Annotated in this window: 15 protein-coding genes, 1 pseudogene and 1 riboswitch; of the genes and pseudogenes, 10 read left to right on the top strand and 6 right to left on the bottom strand. The window is 36.7% G+C overall.

Annotation, left to right across the window (positions count from 1 at the left end; translation table 11 throughout):
• Window positions 1–265 precede the first annotated feature (265 nt).
• Window positions 266–1,150: a GNAT family N-acetyltransferase gene (locus AZE41_RS11960; RefSeq protein ID WP_067209646.1), complete on the top strand. Its 885-nt coding sequence runs from the start codon at window positions 266–268 to the stop codon at window positions 1,148–1,150.
• 731 nt (window positions 1,151–1,881) lie between these two features.
• The gene (locus tag AZE41_RS11955) at window positions 1,882–2,271 is read left to right on the top strand and encodes a YybH family protein (RefSeq protein WP_067209643.1); all 390 of its coding nucleotides are present in this window, start codon (window positions 1,882–1,884) and stop codon (window positions 2,269–2,271) included.
• A gap of 608 nt (window positions 2,272–2,879) precedes the next feature.
• Here AZE41_RS11955 and AZE41_RS11950 read toward each other — a convergent pair.
• Both AZE41_RS11950 and AZE41_RS11945 read right to left on the bottom strand, forming a co-directional pair.
• A complete protein-coding gene (locus AZE41_RS11950; RefSeq protein ID WP_067209640.1) occupies window positions 2,880–3,515 on the bottom strand; it encodes an FMN-dependent NADH-azoreductase in 636 nt (211 codons plus the stop codon).
• 164 nt (window positions 3,516–3,679) lie between these two features.
• Entirely contained in the window at window positions 3,680–4,123 is a 444-nt protein-coding gene (locus AZE41_RS11945; RefSeq protein WP_067209638.1) for a carboxymuconolactone decarboxylase family protein, read from the bottom strand.
• A 211-nt stretch (window positions 4,124–4,334) separates the two neighbouring features.
• On the opposite strand from AZE41_RS11945, the gene AZE41_RS11940 reads away from it, so the two are divergent.
• The 3 genes from AZE41_RS11940 (at window position 4,335) to AZE41_RS11935 (ending at window position 5,857) form a co-directional block, all read left to right on the top strand.
• Window positions 4,335–4,838: an RrF2 family transcriptional regulator gene (locus tag AZE41_RS11940; protein WP_067209635.1), complete on the top strand. Its 504-nt coding sequence runs from the start codon at window positions 4,335–4,337 to the stop codon at window positions 4,836–4,838.
• A 661-nt stretch (window positions 4,839–5,499) separates the two neighbouring features.
• A complete protein-coding gene (locus AZE41_RS22745) occupies window positions 5,500–5,658 on the top strand; it encodes a hypothetical protein (protein WP_156476034.1) in 159 nt (52 codons plus the stop codon).
• Window positions 5,651–5,857, top strand: a complete 207-nt coding sequence (locus tag AZE41_RS11935) for a hypothetical protein (RefSeq protein ID WP_067209632.1) — start codon at window positions 5,651–5,653, stop codon at window positions 5,855–5,857. The genes AZE41_RS22745 and AZE41_RS11935 overlap by 8 nt, the downstream gene beginning before the upstream one ends.
• 169 nt (window positions 5,858–6,026) lie before the next feature.
• On the opposite strand, the gene AZE41_RS11930 is transcribed toward AZE41_RS11935, so the two are convergent.
• From AZE41_RS11930 to AZE41_RS11920, 3 genes are all read right to left on the bottom strand, one after another.
• Window positions 6,027–6,506 carry a BclA C-terminal domain-containing protein gene (locus AZE41_RS11930; RefSeq protein ID WP_067213954.1) on the bottom strand — a complete coding sequence of 160 codons (480 nt, stop codon included), beginning with the start codon at window positions 6,504–6,506 and terminating at the stop codon, window positions 6,027–6,029.
• A gap of 913 nt (window positions 6,507–7,419) precedes the next feature.
• Entirely contained in the window at window positions 7,420–7,761 is a 342-nt protein-coding gene (locus tag AZE41_RS11925) for a response regulator (RefSeq protein ID WP_335339524.1), read from the bottom strand.
• Between the two features lie 57 nt (window positions 7,762–7,818).
• Window positions 7,819–7,904, bottom strand: a riboswitch (cyclic di-GMP riboswitch).
• Between the two features lie 256 nt (window positions 7,905–8,160).
• Window positions 8,161–8,682 (bottom strand): cysteine hydrolase family protein, encoded by a 522-nt coding sequence (locus AZE41_RS11920; protein WP_067209627.1) that lies wholly within the window; start codon window positions 8,680–8,682, stop codon window positions 8,161–8,163.
• 595 nt (window positions 8,683–9,277) lie between these two features.
• On the opposite strand from AZE41_RS11920, the gene AZE41_RS23060 reads away from it, so the two are divergent.
• Entirely contained in the window at window positions 9,278–9,442 is a 165-nt protein-coding gene (locus tag AZE41_RS23060; RefSeq protein ID WP_197485312.1) for a DUF6877 family protein, read from the top strand.
• Window positions 9,443–9,500: 58 nt separating this feature from the next.
• Here AZE41_RS23060 and AZE41_RS11915 read toward each other — a convergent pair whose 3' ends face one another.
• Window positions 9,501–9,950, bottom strand: a complete 450-nt coding sequence (locus tag AZE41_RS11915) for a DinB family protein (protein WP_067209624.1) — start codon at window positions 9,948–9,950, stop codon at window positions 9,501–9,503.
• A gap of 449 nt (window positions 9,951–10,399) precedes the next feature.
• Here AZE41_RS11915 and AZE41_RS11905 point away from each other — a divergent pair, with 449 nt between their 5' ends.
• The 4 genes and pseudogenes from AZE41_RS11905 (at window position 10,400) to AZE41_RS11885 (ending at window position 13,237) form a co-directional block, all read left to right on the top strand.
• Complete coding sequence (locus AZE41_RS11905) at window positions 10,400–10,642, top strand: hypothetical protein (RefSeq protein WP_067209619.1); 243 nt, start codon at window positions 10,400–10,402, stop codon at window positions 10,640–10,642.
• Window positions 10,643–10,710: 68 nt separating this feature from the next.
• Window positions 10,711–11,858: pseudogene (locus AZE41_RS11895) on the top strand (IS3 family transposase).
• Between the two features lie 405 nt (window positions 11,859–12,263).
• Complete coding sequence (locus AZE41_RS11890) at window positions 12,264–12,518, top strand: hypothetical protein (RefSeq protein WP_067209616.1); 255 nt, start codon at window positions 12,264–12,266, stop codon at window positions 12,516–12,518.
• Between the two features lie 98 nt (window positions 12,519–12,616).
• The gene (locus AZE41_RS11885; RefSeq protein ID WP_067209613.1) at window positions 12,617–13,237 is read left to right on the top strand and encodes an AAA family ATPase; all 621 of its coding nucleotides are present in this window, start codon (window positions 12,617–12,619) and stop codon (window positions 13,235–13,237) included.
• The last annotated feature ends 150 nt before the right edge of the window (window positions 13,238–13,387 follow it).

The raw sequence follows: 13,387 nt of genomic DNA, 5'->3' as shown, positions 1-13,387 counted from the left end.
CTATAATTTATTTATAGATTTATTTGTGATGTCCTTTTGCGATAACTAAGAGAAGCAATATAATGTCTAATTCATATAAGCAGATATATTTAATCCGACTAAAGGCAAACACTTGATTTAGGCCGGTTAATTTTATTTTTTGCGTATAAGAAGACTTTATGAGTTTATTCTCATAAAGTCTTTTTTCTGTTTTTAGGAGGTGATAATTCCCATATACACATGTAATGCACCAAGGTGAATGAAACAAAAATCGGAGGGAATTTAAATGGGGAAATATGAATTAGTAAGTGATTATCGTAATAATGAAAGCTTGAAGGAGAATTTTAATACCTTAGCTATGAAAACATTCGAATTAGATTTTCGAGGCTGGTACAAAAAAGGGTACTGGGATGAAAAATATATACCATATTCATTTGTCGATGAAGGTAAGGTTATCGCAAATGCTTCAATTAATAAAATGTCAATAGTTATTAATGGTAAAATGTGTGAAGGGATTCAGATTGGTACAGTAATGACAGATGAAAATTATCGCAATCAAGGTTTGGCTAAGCAATTAATGCAGCATATTATGAAAGAATACGAAAATACTTGTGATTTCATGTATCTTTTTGCGAATGATACTGTATTAGATTTTTACCCGAAGTTTGGATTTACACGTCTAAATGAAAGTGAATTTAGCTTAGACCTAGCAAAAAGTTCAATTCAAATGAATAAGGATGCGAAAGTAAAGCGGCTTACTATTGAAATTGACCTTGCATTACTTGAAAAATTTGCGGAAAATCGCCATGTAAACTCAACGATTTTAGATGTTGAGAATAATGAAAGTTTATTAATGTTTTATTTCACATTAGCATTCCGTGAAGCCATTTTCTATGTGGAGAATTTAGAAACGATTGTGCTAATGGAGGAAGAGGAAGACACACTGCATATTTTCGATATCATTTCGTTAAAAGTGCCAAATATAGAGGCTGTATTAGCAAGCATTGTAAAGGAAACAACGAAAAAAGTGGTATTTTATTTCACACCTGATTTTACAATCGAAGGCATGACAGCAACCATTATGCCAAATGATGATGATGCTTTATTCGTCTTAACGAAAAAGTCATTGCTGAAGGGTAACTTTATGTTCCCGTTAACATCACATTGTTAATTGGAGTGAAATACCTATACAGGAGTTAGTATTGATACAGCTTGCACTTTAGGATTTTGTGCCACACATGGTGCTATGGCGGGAATCAAAACGGAGGATTATAGAAGGAATCGATTTACGGACCATGGTTGTCATACTTGATAACATCGAGAGGATTCCGGTGTCGGATATCATCGGGGCGCAGTGTGAAGGGTTAATTGTTATAGAAGGAACAGCCACCAACTCAGTTGAGAAGGTGGCTGTTATTTGTTATGAGTCGTACGCCTGCCCGCGTTATTTAAAGTTTCCCCAAACGTCCCCCAGCATAGTCCTCCAGTTACACGATTTCATAAGAACTCTTACGTTTCACATTAAGCGGCATGATGTGGCGGTTCAAATAAACAAATGTTGCTGTTGTCGCATTTTCACTCCTTTAAAATTCACATATGGAACGCCCAATTAGTAGAAATAGATATATTTTCTATACACGTAAGTCGATAAAATAAATATTCCATTTTGTCATTGATTTTTATTCAAGCATCTCTCACGAGGTACTTTTTTATTTGCTTGCAATGCGAAAATTCAAAAGGAGAAGTATTTCTACATGGACCGTCGCTTTTCAATTGTCGAATAAAAGAGGTATTCGTATTAATGGAGACGAATCAAGTACAATGCTCTATTCTTCTTCAACTAACAGGATATTGGAAATTAATTGGGCAATTTAAAATTATAAAGATAAGGAGTGGTGTATTTTGGAACACGAATTAAAGGAGTTTATCAAGAAGTGTGATAAAGCAATAAAACAGGAAGATTTTGACACTCTGAAGAATTACTATACTGATGATGCGATTCTGGTAGTAAAACCAGATATGATTGCACGAGGAAAAGAGGAAATTAAGCAAGCGTTCATTAAAATTGCGAAATATTTCAATAACAGTCTTGTCCCAGTACAGGGAGAAATGATTATTTTAGAAGCTGGAGATACTGCATTAGTTATTTCTCAAACGCTACTTGAGGCTGATAAAAATGAAACGAAATATTCTATGGATAGAAGGTCAACCTATGTGTTTAAGAAAAATTCACAAGGCGAATGGCTTTGTGCAATCGACAACTCATATGGTACAGACTTAATCAATAAGTAGACTTTTGTTAAATAAGACCATAGCAAAAGCGGCTCCTCCACAGATTAGATTGTGGAATGCCGCTTTTTTATTTGTCCAAATATCATTTGGTATAATTTATTAATTTCTGATATTCAGTTGTGATAGGAACGATTGTTCTGTATGCTAATGAAAAATGGGAAACGAGTGTGCATAATCAATTAGTTAGGTCAGTGGAATATCGTGAACACCTAGATATGATGTACATGGCTACCGACGACATCACCGACATGGAAACCAGACTCATAAGTCTTCTTTACAAAATTAGATAATAAACCGAAGTTGCATGCCCCAGCTAAAACAAATAAAATGTATTCACGATGCTTTTTTGAGTTCTAACTGGCCCCTCAGAACGATAGATACGACTTTCCTGTTTTGATAGAGGTGTATCGCTAAACCACGAAGACTTAATATAAAGTCACCATTCAAATCCCGCATGAGTCCAAAACTCGTAGTTTTAGGATCATGGTAATCTGCAAATGAGAAACTCAAGTTACTGTTTAACCAACCAAATACAGCATGGTGCTGAGATGATACTGGAAATATTTGATTCATTGTCACACCCGATTCAGTTATTTAGTTCACGAACTTTAGAAGCTTTTGGCTAGTTCGATCGCTTGTTGAATAGCTTTTTCTTTAATCGTAAGTGCTTGATCTGGTGCAGCGCTCATGCCCTCGATATAAATAATATCAATTGAAGGTATACCTATGAATTTAGATACAGCTGTCAAGTATCGGTGGCTGAATTCGAACCCTGCCATTGGTCCCTCGGAGAGCACGCTGCCAGAAGCTTGAATATGAAGCAGTTTTTTGTCAGATGCTAAGCCAATAAAGCCTTCTGGCGTATATTTAACTGTTTTTCCTGGTACACATATGGCGTCAATATAAGTTTTCAATACAGGTGGGAATAAGAAATTCCAAACTGGATTGACGACTACGATTTTATCTGCAGCGAGAAATTGATCAACCAGTTCACCCAAACGAACTATTTTAGCCTGAGAACCCGCGCTCAATTGATCAAAAGAACTGCCGCTTCTCAATAGGCCCCAACCACTTAACACTTCGGTGTCTAGTTGCGGGATATCTATTTTATATAGATCTAGATGAATAACTTCATCGTTTGGGTTTGCTCCATGGTAAGCTTGGATAAACTCGTGGCCTACAGACAAACTATTGGATTCACTCTTATCTAGTGGGTGTGCGGTTACGTATAAGACGGTTGACATGATTGATTTCTCCTCGAGGTTAACTAGGACCTGAATTTAATTGATTAGCGATGCTCATTAAGGTAAGCCATGAAGACCGGCCTCGGTCTTCAATGGACATACAATTGTAAGAGCTATCCTAAAGTTATTCTTATTAAATTTCACTATTCTCAGTAAGCTTCTCTTTACTCCTTTTCAGGGAACATCCCCGTGGAGATGGCGATTCGATTCCATGCATTAATGGTATTAATCGCCATAATGATTGCCACATATTCTGCCTCATCCACATGTGCCCGAACTCTTTCATACAAATCCTGCGACACACCTTGCTCTGAAATACGGGTTACAGCTTCCGTAAGCTCAAGCACCACTCTTTCTTTGTCGGAATAAAAGGGTACTTCACGCCACGCGTTAAGTAAATAAATCCGCTGCTCCGTCTCGCCCATTTTCCTTGAATCCCGTGTATGCATGTCCATACAATAAGCACACCCGTTAATTTGTGATGCTCTGATCTTAATGAATTCATATAGCTTAGCATCCAATCCACTTGTCTTAATAAACCCTTCCAGTTTCATCATTGCCTGCAAAGCACCTGGGCTTGCACTGATATGATTTAATCTAACCTTCATAGTAATCTCCTCCGTGAATCTAAATTTGTCCTTGCCTCTACAACCTATCGTCGATAACATCAATCGACGATAGGTTATGACCACAATATAACTCTTTAGTTTATGGCTGTCAACAAAAAGAAATAGCTGAAAATTTCCATATTTGACAAGGGTTTTAAATCCACCTAAGATGGTTAGTAGCAATCTTTATATGTAGAAAGCAGGTGTTTGCATGCAGTATAGTATTGGTGTTGAATATGGATTGCATTGCTTGGTATATTTAATAGATATTCCTCCTAATGATACAATTGGGATTAAAGAACTTTCCGCTTTTCAAGGCGTTTCAGAGACCTATCTTTCGAAGATTTTTAGTAAATTAACAAAAGCGGGTATTGTAAGTTCTGTTCCAGGTGTAAAAGGAGGCTATAAACTGGCCAAGTCTCCTGCGGAAATTTCTTTTTGGGATGTAATTGAAGCTGTTGAAGGTGCTTCCCCCATTTTTCAATGTAAAAATATTAAAAATAATAGCTACCTATGCCGGGATGAAGACTATGCAGCATGCGCTCTAGCTTCTCCCTGTGTGATTAACTTAGTTATGCTCGAAGCAGAAGATAGTATGCGCAATATTCTTCGTAACAAGTCACTTACTTGGTTGAATGAAGAGCTTGATCGCGTATTAACCCCACAATCGCGCAAAGATACTCGTGAATATTTTGCTAATAGCAACAATGTTTAATGGTGAATTTAAATGGGGAAGTTTCTGGTTCACTTATTATGGGGAAGTCGGGAGCAAATTCAATGTGAAATCGTTTGGATACAACACGCTGAATGGGTAGGATTGAAAAACTATCTTCATCCTGAATTATTCATACTTGACCAATCAAACAACCGGTTAATCCAAATCCATTGTTTTCGAACCCCTTTAAAGTCTTTACTGTTTTTCTTCTTTCAAAAACCTCAGTTTCCATTTAGCGGCTTGTAAAAAAGGGATTTTGAACAGACTTATCCCAAGATGCCCTAAATCTTTTTTAGTATATTTAATAGATGTTTAAGTTTCTAATTAAAAAATTTTTATGTAAACTCAGGCTTTAATAAAAAGAATCTATTTTGATTAAATTTTTCAAAATGGATTCTTTTAAATTACAGAAAAATGCAGGTTTACATGACGCTGTTGACCGAAATTTACTTCTAAGTGACACAAAATCCAAGGTTTAGAAGACAAATAGTAAACAATTACTTGACAACAGAAACGATGAATGATTTATTGATCTAAATGGAACTGAAAAGTTGTGGGGTGATCGAGAACAAACAGTCAAGGATATACAAGCGGAAATACTGGAAACTTTAAATTTTCCGTCCACAGCTGGCATGGAAATAGAAGTTGCGCAAAAAAGGGAATGCAAAGTACACGTAAAGTTGTGGAAGGGAAAGTCATTTTTTACATGGTTGTCATAAAAGAAATAAATGTTGAAGCGATGTGGATTACGGTCGATAGTCCATTCGGTAGGGGCCGTATGCCGGTGGAGGACATAATCGGAGTGGAATGTGTTGAATAATAAACAGGGTAAAGGCGACCTCTCGACGAAAGAAGGTCGCCTTTTCAATCTGGTATCTGGGATAATACCGGATAGGAATTTATTGAATATTGCATTCGTTTGTAATGCAGCGAACATGTTGAAGTTTGTCGGTGCGCAAATTAGAATCGTTTGTTTATTTATGGAGGCATCGACTTGTTTAATTGAACCGGTAAATTAAAACGACCAATCCGAATAGGGAAAGGTCGATTTGTTTTTGAGTTTCTTCTATGGATAGTAATTACTTCCGACTTTTCACCTCTATTTTTAGAAGTTTTGCATCAGGTGATTGTTGAAGCCTGTATTAAAATCCAGTGAAACCAAGATGTTTTATACCGAATAATTTCTACCTAAGCACTGGGATTCAACATCTTAATGACAATAGAAGCATTTACATTAGCTTGTGTACCACCTATCACAGACGCAAGACCAACTGCTGCAGCAGAAGAATGATTTCGAAGGGTAAGAACATCGTTGGCTACTATGGCAATAATAGCCTGCCCGTTGTTTTGCTGAGTGCCAGCACCTGAACCATAGACTGTTCCGGGAACCAGCGATCCATTTAAAAACAGTGCAAATTGGTTAGGTTCCGTACCTGATACAGAGAAAGTAACCTCGTAGTCTCCCGGAACGTTAATCATAATTTGAGAGGTTCCAAGGGTATGCACAATTCCAGGTGTCATTAATCCATTTGAATCAAACAAGACATCAGCTTCTATAGGTACCGTTTGAGGAGTTAGATTGTAAATATACCCGTATTCGCATAACCCGCATGTGGCTCCGATAGTACTAGTGGAGCCAGCCTGCCCGATAGCCCTGATTGGCCCCATGAACACTCTTGGTACTCTACATATATTTTTGCAAGAACATGGACTGATGTGACATTTACTACATTTACGATTAGAGAAGTGGTTATTAAAATTCATTCTTTCACCTCCATCTGTAGTATCCTATTCTTGCAAAAGAGGAAATGAAGGGCAAACACCTTGTTGATTACTAAAAAAGAAATAGACAAGAGATTGATCCTGGTGAAACTGAAGAAATGTGTGATAAAGTCAACCACTTGTTTGAAAAGCTGGGAAATGAAAAGTGAGTAAAAAAACAGCCACCAACTCGATTGAGAAGGTGGCTGTTATTATGTTATAAGTCGTGCGCCTGTCCGCATTTAATGTGTCCCCCTGAATGTCCCCCAACCACACGAATTCAAAAGATTTCCTACGACTTTACTTTAACGGCGTGGCATAGTCGATTAGTACCTGGATGCTGAAACTATCATATTATCACACTTGCAGAACGTACGTACGAAACGGCTGATTAGTCTAGCACGAAATAATTCATAGTAGCAACAATGCTTATGCCTCAAGGCTTATAAGAGGTTTAAATGAAAACAATCTCCAAATATTCCACCAATTTGAAAAGTGAATGTGTCACTGTAGGCTTTCGCTAATTTGACTTCGAGGTTTTTAAATGAGTGGCCATCCCGTTACAAGGTTGTGGTGTACGAGCCATTGTTGCAGCGGGAGTTGTATGAGAAAAGGCAAGAGGCTTGGAAGTTATGGCGACAGTAATGACCTCGTTTGAAGGATGGACATTCATTATTTTGACTTTGTTAATCGCGTTAGGATTTTATTAAATTGGTTGGATGCATGGGCGGGGGAAGTGATGGAGTAAACACGAATTGTACATTTAAGATGAAAAAAAGACCGTAATTTCTTGGTCTTTTATGTTAGTGTACTATGTTTTTCAATAGATTTTATTTAATTGGGTAATAAGTCCATCAAAAAAAGGCTTCACGATAAAATCTGCGGCTCCATTTTCTAAAGCCTCAATTATTAAATCTTGAGTCCCTAAGGCTGAGCACATAACAACACGAGCATTGGGTTTAGTTTTCTTAATTTCTTTTAGCGTAGCGACACCGTTCATATTTGGTAAAGTGATATCCAATAAAACGATATGAGGGAAGTGTGATTTATAAAGAGTCACCGCATCTTCTCCACTCCCAGCTTCAGCTACGACATAACAACCGTTACTTACGATAATCTTTCTTAATAGATTTCTCATGAATTTTGAATCATCTACGAGCATTACTGATTTATTGAAAATGATCCTCATCCTTTTTAACAAGTGATAGAAAGCAATACACTTGGTAACCGGCTACCATTACAAATAGTTGTATTAGGCCCTTGGCTTTGCGTCCTTACCTTTCGATAAGTTTGCCTATATACAAACTAACATACTTTGATAGAACAATCTTATGAAAGAGTCTAATACAAAGGAGTAGTAAGTAAATAGGTAGCTCGGTAGATCGGTAACATTCACAGTTCGAAAAGAAAAGACTACTGATTAAAAATAATCAGCAGTCTTTATCATAGTCATCTTGTGATATAGCCACAGTATTGGCGGTAGATACAAACAGAGGAGTAAGAAAAAGTTCTTATAAAGATTAATAGGAATGAAAAGGCAGCAATAGAGCTGCCTTGCAAATTAAAATTCTACTTCACTAGTTTTGTTTGTGTTAGCAAACCAACTCAGTACTTGATTGTGATGGTTAATGACTTGTTGTGCTGTTAATTCTTCAGAGCCCCATGTACTATGGGAATCTGTTACAAGTGTTACTTCATAATTCATGCTAAATGCTCTTCGGGTAGTTGTATCTACACATACTTCAGATTGAATACCAGTTAAAATTAAATGTTTAATTTCCTGTTTTTTAAGTTCTTTATCTAGATTGGTATTGAAAAAAGAGTCTGGTGTTGTCTTTTGAATTAAAATATCGATCTCAGTTGGAGAAAGGTCAGGATGAATTTTCCATCCGTTTGTACCGTGTTCTAATGGTTTTCCAACGGGGGAATTGTGTTTGATATAAAAGATGGGCGTATTAGTAGCACGGGCTCTGAATAGTAGTTGTTTTAAATTTTTGAGTAGTTTTTCCCCGTGATAAACGGGATTTTCATCGGAAAACATTCCAACTTGTACATCGATAATTAACAGTGCTTTCTTATCCATATTTATAACCACCTAAGTTCCGAAACGTTCGTTCTCTATAAGGATACACAAAAGATATCCGTTATTACAGGAGAAGTAAATAGATTTTTGGGGAAATATCACTCAGTACGACCATAAAGCGCAATAAAAAAAGCCCTTAAAAAGGACTGTAAATCATTCGTTGCCGAACAGGGTCAAAGCAATTTCAGCATCTTGCTCAGATATTTGAAATATTGATTGAATGCGTTCGATTGATGGGAGTTCACCATGATTTTCTCGATAGCCAGTTATGTACGCTTTTAGTTTAACTTTTAATGGCGCTTCGATGACTTTGATGTTTGGGTTTGATATATCAATCTTCGTTTTAGGGTAAATAAGAAATTATTTTTTCATGCAAATCATCCTTTCTTGAAGATAATCATAGCTGCAAAATAAAAAATCGTACTCGAAAATTTAATATCTATTACTTCGATATTGTTCCTTGTTATAAAGTCATTAATTTTAGAGTCTAGCTTTTCGTTGTTCATTGCATAAAAGGATTTTACTTTCATTTAAATTGCTCCATTCTAGGTAGCTTTTACTTTTAATAATAACACATCAGGTTAAGGAGAAATCTATGAATCCAATAAACGAGATACACAAGATATCACATCATATACCACTTAAAGCATTGCAAGATATTCACCAACGCATTATAGACTGGTTGGCTGGTGGTGGTAAAGAGGATGATCCGTATATTCATCAGCAGTTGAGGTATGCGAGACAATTTGTGAAGGAGTGACGGTGTAGACACATTATGCGTATCAAAGAGGAGAGAAAATACTCCTCTAATACAATTACTAAAATAATGGCTTTTGATATCCATTAATTTTTGCGATAACTGCAATTTGTCCAATATGATAAGCTTCGTGCGTAAAAACATGATTAAATAACCAACTAAGGGTGGGTGTCGAAGGTGGTGTCCAACCGTCAGAAAACTTAGGAACCTCAACACGTCTATTAAGTTGTGAGGCTTCTAATGTTTGTAGGATACCATCTGTATATTCTCTAATATGAATATAGCTATCCAATATTTCTTTAGGCAAATTGCAATCATTAAGATTTAAAATACAGTTCTTTTTAAGGCCAATTTCATTAACCCAATAGTCTTCGCTGTTTGATATATGAGAAACAATCCAGGCTAAGTTATTTGGGTAAACTTCAGATTTCGAAAACCAAGAATTCTCATCAAGATTTTTAAGATACGGAATTAAAGTTTTCCTAGGATCATTTCGATATGGATAAAGCAAGGGAAAAACATCCTTTCTTATATATCATTCTTATTTCATTATAAACGAATGAAGGTTCGGTAGTGTATGTTTTTCATGAAATATTAATTCGCAGTTCGAACATAATGCGACTCATTGGACCGATTGGTGGACCGAACTGTGAGCCAGAAAACGCCGGCTCAATCCTTGAAAACACTAGGGGGAATTCCAAAATGCAAAGGAATAGAACGAATCCTGCCTGCTTCTTCTCGGGATCTCAAATCGTTGCGTAGCCTACTCGCCACGAGACTCGGTTTACATCCCAAGAAATCCGCTACTTGCTTAACGGAATATTTTTCATCGTGGTACAGTCGCATCATTTCTTTTGTGGAATACATGGTATTGTCTCCTTTTCGAATACCTTATCAAATTAATCTCGGGGAGTGAAGGAGCAAGTAAAAAAGCGAAGTGCAACTAGAGGAGTGATAGACATGGTGCAGCAACTTACGATTTTTGATGCGGTGCCAAAAGAAGCGTTCGCTATCGGTGACGCGGTTGAAGTCGTTGTCAATGTTGAAGAAAAAGAGGTTGAGGATTATTACTATCTCAAATTGTATGAGGGGTCGAAGGGGCAAATTGTGAAGTTTTTGCCTCTACGGCAGTATGAGGTTTTGTTTGCGAAGTCTAATCAGATTAGGATATTTCGGCATGGTGAATTGAGGAGGAGTGGATAGATTATACTTAGTTGGACAATCAAATTAAGGGCTAGTAGAATAATACACAAGAAGTGAGGAGATCTACTATGTCCGTAAAAAGAAGAACATTTTCTACAGATTTCAAAAAACAAGTGGTAGCCCTATATGAAAACGGGAAAAGCCGACAAGATATTGTCAAAGAATATGAATTAACCGCATCTGCTCTTGATAGGTGGATTACACAATTCAGGCAGTCTGGTTCATTCAAAGAGAAAGATAATCAATCTCCAGAAGAGCAGGAGTTGATTGCCTTACGCAAGAGAAATAAGCAACTGGAAATGGAAGTAGATATTTTAAAGCAAGCAGCGCTGATCATGGGACGAAAATAGATGTGATTCAACAAAACCGTCACACCTATTCGGTATCAGCAATGTGTAAAGTCCTGAAAATTGCGCGTAGCACCTTCTATTATGACAATGAAGTATCCGCTCAAAAAGAACAAGTAAAGCAGGAAGAAGAACGCGTATTAAAAGAAAAGATCGCTAAGGTTTTCAATGAAAACCGACACGTTTATGGTACTCGGAAACTAAAAATAGAACTAGATAAAGAGACAGAAGGCCTTACGATCTCGAGACGCCGAATTGGAAGATTGATGAGCGAACTTGGACTTCAATCAAAATACGCCAAACCTTCCTATAAACCAATGGCAACCAGACCAAATGAAGAATCCGTTCGAAACGTATTAAATCGAGAATTTGAAGTGGACAAAGAGATGTCCGTGTTAGTAAGCGACTTAACATACGTAAAAGTAGGATATCGCTGGAGTTACGTTTGTTTCTTAATCGATCTATACAATCGTGAAATTGTCGGGTGGAGCGTCGGAGCACAAAAAGACGCTGCTTTAGTTCAGCGTGCCTTCGATTCTGTTAAATACCCATTGGGAAACGTGAACTTATTTCATACAGATCGCGGTTCTGAATTTAAAAACGTTGGTATCGATGAATTATTAAGTGGATACAACATTAAAAGATCACTTAGCCATAAAGGGAATCCTTATGATAATGCGGTGGCAGAGGCGACATTTAAGATTTTAAAAACAGAATTGATCAACGGAGCACACTATCAAACCCTTAACCAGCTGTCCCTTGAGCTTTTCGATTATGTCAATTGATATAATAATATCCGTTCGCACAGTACATTAGGCTACCTAAGTCCGGTTACTTATAAAAAAACAGCCCTTAATAATATCGTTTGATTTAGTGTTGACATACCAGTAAATAAGTAAAAGCTCCCAAGTCCTAGATTCCTAAGCGCTTGGGATTTTGATACCAATAAGAATTATATAAGATGCTCTTGGCCATTTCCTGAACGTTGATGTGACAGCGTTCTAGTAATGGCCATGTTGCACTTAAAGTATAAAGCGGCTCCTCCACAGATTAGATTGTGGAAGGCCGCTTTTTTTATTTGTCGAATTACAGAGGTATTCAAATGAATAAGGACGAATAGAGAATAATGCACTGTTCTTATTCAACTAAAGGGGCAGGATAGTTGAACAAGCAGGTGAATTGGGAAGGACATCGAAGTAGTTAGTATAAAAAAGTTATTCAAGTATCAGGGCATTTTGTGGAATAACATCTGTAAATTAATGAGGTGGAAGAAAATGAGTAATCTATTATTACTGTTGACTGTAATTCTGTTTTTAGCTATTAAGATTTTTAAGAAGAAGCACCCAAATAATGAATTCGTGGCACAACTAGGAATGGCTATAGTAGTGGGAGCGATAATAATAAACGCCCTTATGACAGATAATGGGTCAAAGCTTTTTAATTATATAATTGTGATTTTCGGGGTAATATCATTTATTTTTATCATGGTTGATATAGGGAATTCCAAGAAGAAACAAACCAAATTATAAGCTGTTCTTATTAAACTAACGGGGCAGTTTAGTTGAACAAGCGTAAATAACTCTACAGACCTTATTAAGATAGAAATAGCATTAATTAGGGGGATAGAATGAGTAAATTTAGAGGGATAATCTTAGAAGGCTACTCGAATGTTGGAAAAACATCAGTCTTAAAATCGTTGAAACAGCTTCACGCAAATGATGATGCCGAACGCAGTGTCATAGTTCTCAGTGAGCATTATTCGCAAGTATTACACAAAGTAAATGGTGAATTAAAGTGGTTAAGTTGTGAGGAACACTTACAAATCTTAAGAGAAAGAGTTACGATGCTGAAAATGTTAAATAATTGGGCAAGAGAAATTGGACAAACCCAACGTTCAAAAGGCTTATTCTTTATATTGGAAAGGTTTCATTTAAATCATCGAGTAGCATTTTCTCATTCAATATCAGATGAAATCAAGGAATTAGAAGCCCAGTTATTTGAAATGGGAGCAAGATGTACTTTGTTAACTGTATCTCCAGAGAATTTAGAGCAAAGAATAAGTAGTAGAAATCCCAATGAATGGGAAGGGAAAACCGTAGAAGAAATGAAATTAGCGTGTGAATTATTATTAGAAGAACAACAAGAGTATAGGAGTCAAGCTGAAAATTCAATCATTCCTACAATCGAAATAAATACTGATAATAAAGATTGGGATTCCTACGCAAAACAGACTTACTTCTTCAACTAACGGGTGCTTCGTATTATAAGGTTAACCAGTTTTTACTGGTTGACCTTTTTTTAATTGGATTTAATATATCAGTAGCCAGGGTAGGACGTACGGGTGCGTGGGGCATTGATCCCGTCAAGTAAACTGTCCACCCCCTACTTGTAGAAACAT

This window comes from Sporosarcina psychrophila (assembly GCF_001590685.1).
GTDB lineage: Bacteria > Bacillota > Bacilli > Bacillales_A > Planococcaceae > Sporosarcina > Sporosarcina psychrophila.
Note: the sequence above shows the minus strand (reverse complement) of the source record. Positions and strands in the feature narration are given on the sequence as shown.

Coding starts and splice junctions, on each gene's coding strand:
- AZE41_RS11920 (WP_067209627.1), bottom strand. CDS start 8,682: ATGGATAAGAAAGCACTGTTAATTATCGATGTACAAGTTGGAATGTTT.
- AZE41_RS11885 (WP_067209613.1), top strand. CDS start 12,617: ATGAGTAAATTTAGAGGGATAATCTTAGAAGGCTACTCGAATGTTGGA.
- AZE41_RS22745 (WP_156476034.1), top strand. CDS start 5,500: ATGCAAAGTACACGTAAAGTTGTGGAAGGGAAAGTCATTTTTTACATG.
- AZE41_RS11945 (WP_067209638.1), bottom strand. CDS start 4,123: ATGAAGGTTAGATTAAATCATATCAGTGCAAGCCCAGGTGCTTTGCAG.
- AZE41_RS11950 (WP_067209640.1), bottom strand. CDS start 3,515: ATGTCAACCGTCTTATACGTAACCGCACACCCACTAGATAAGAGTGAA.
- AZE41_RS11925 (WP_335339524.1), bottom strand. CDS start 7,761: ATGCTCGTAGATGATTCAAAATTCATGAGAAATCTATTAAGAAAGATT.
- AZE41_RS11930 (WP_067213954.1), bottom strand. CDS start 6,506: ATGGGGCCAATCAGGGCTATCGGGCAGGCTGGCTCCACTAGTACTATC.
- AZE41_RS11890 (WP_067209616.1), top strand. CDS start 12,264: ATGAGTAATCTATTATTACTGTTGACTGTAATTCTGTTTTTAGCTATT.
- AZE41_RS23060 (WP_197485312.1), top strand. CDS start 9,278: ATGAATCCAATAAACGAGATACACAAGATATCACATCATATACCACTT.
- AZE41_RS11960 (WP_067209646.1), top strand. CDS start 266: ATGGGGAAATATGAATTAGTAAGTGATTATCGTAATAATGAAAGCTTG.
- AZE41_RS11905 (WP_067209619.1), top strand. CDS start 10,400: ATGGTGCAGCAACTTACGATTTTTGATGCGGTGCCAAAAGAAGCGTTC.
- AZE41_RS11940 (WP_067209635.1), top strand. CDS start 4,335: ATGCAGTATAGTATTGGTGTTGAATATGGATTGCATTGCTTGGTATAT.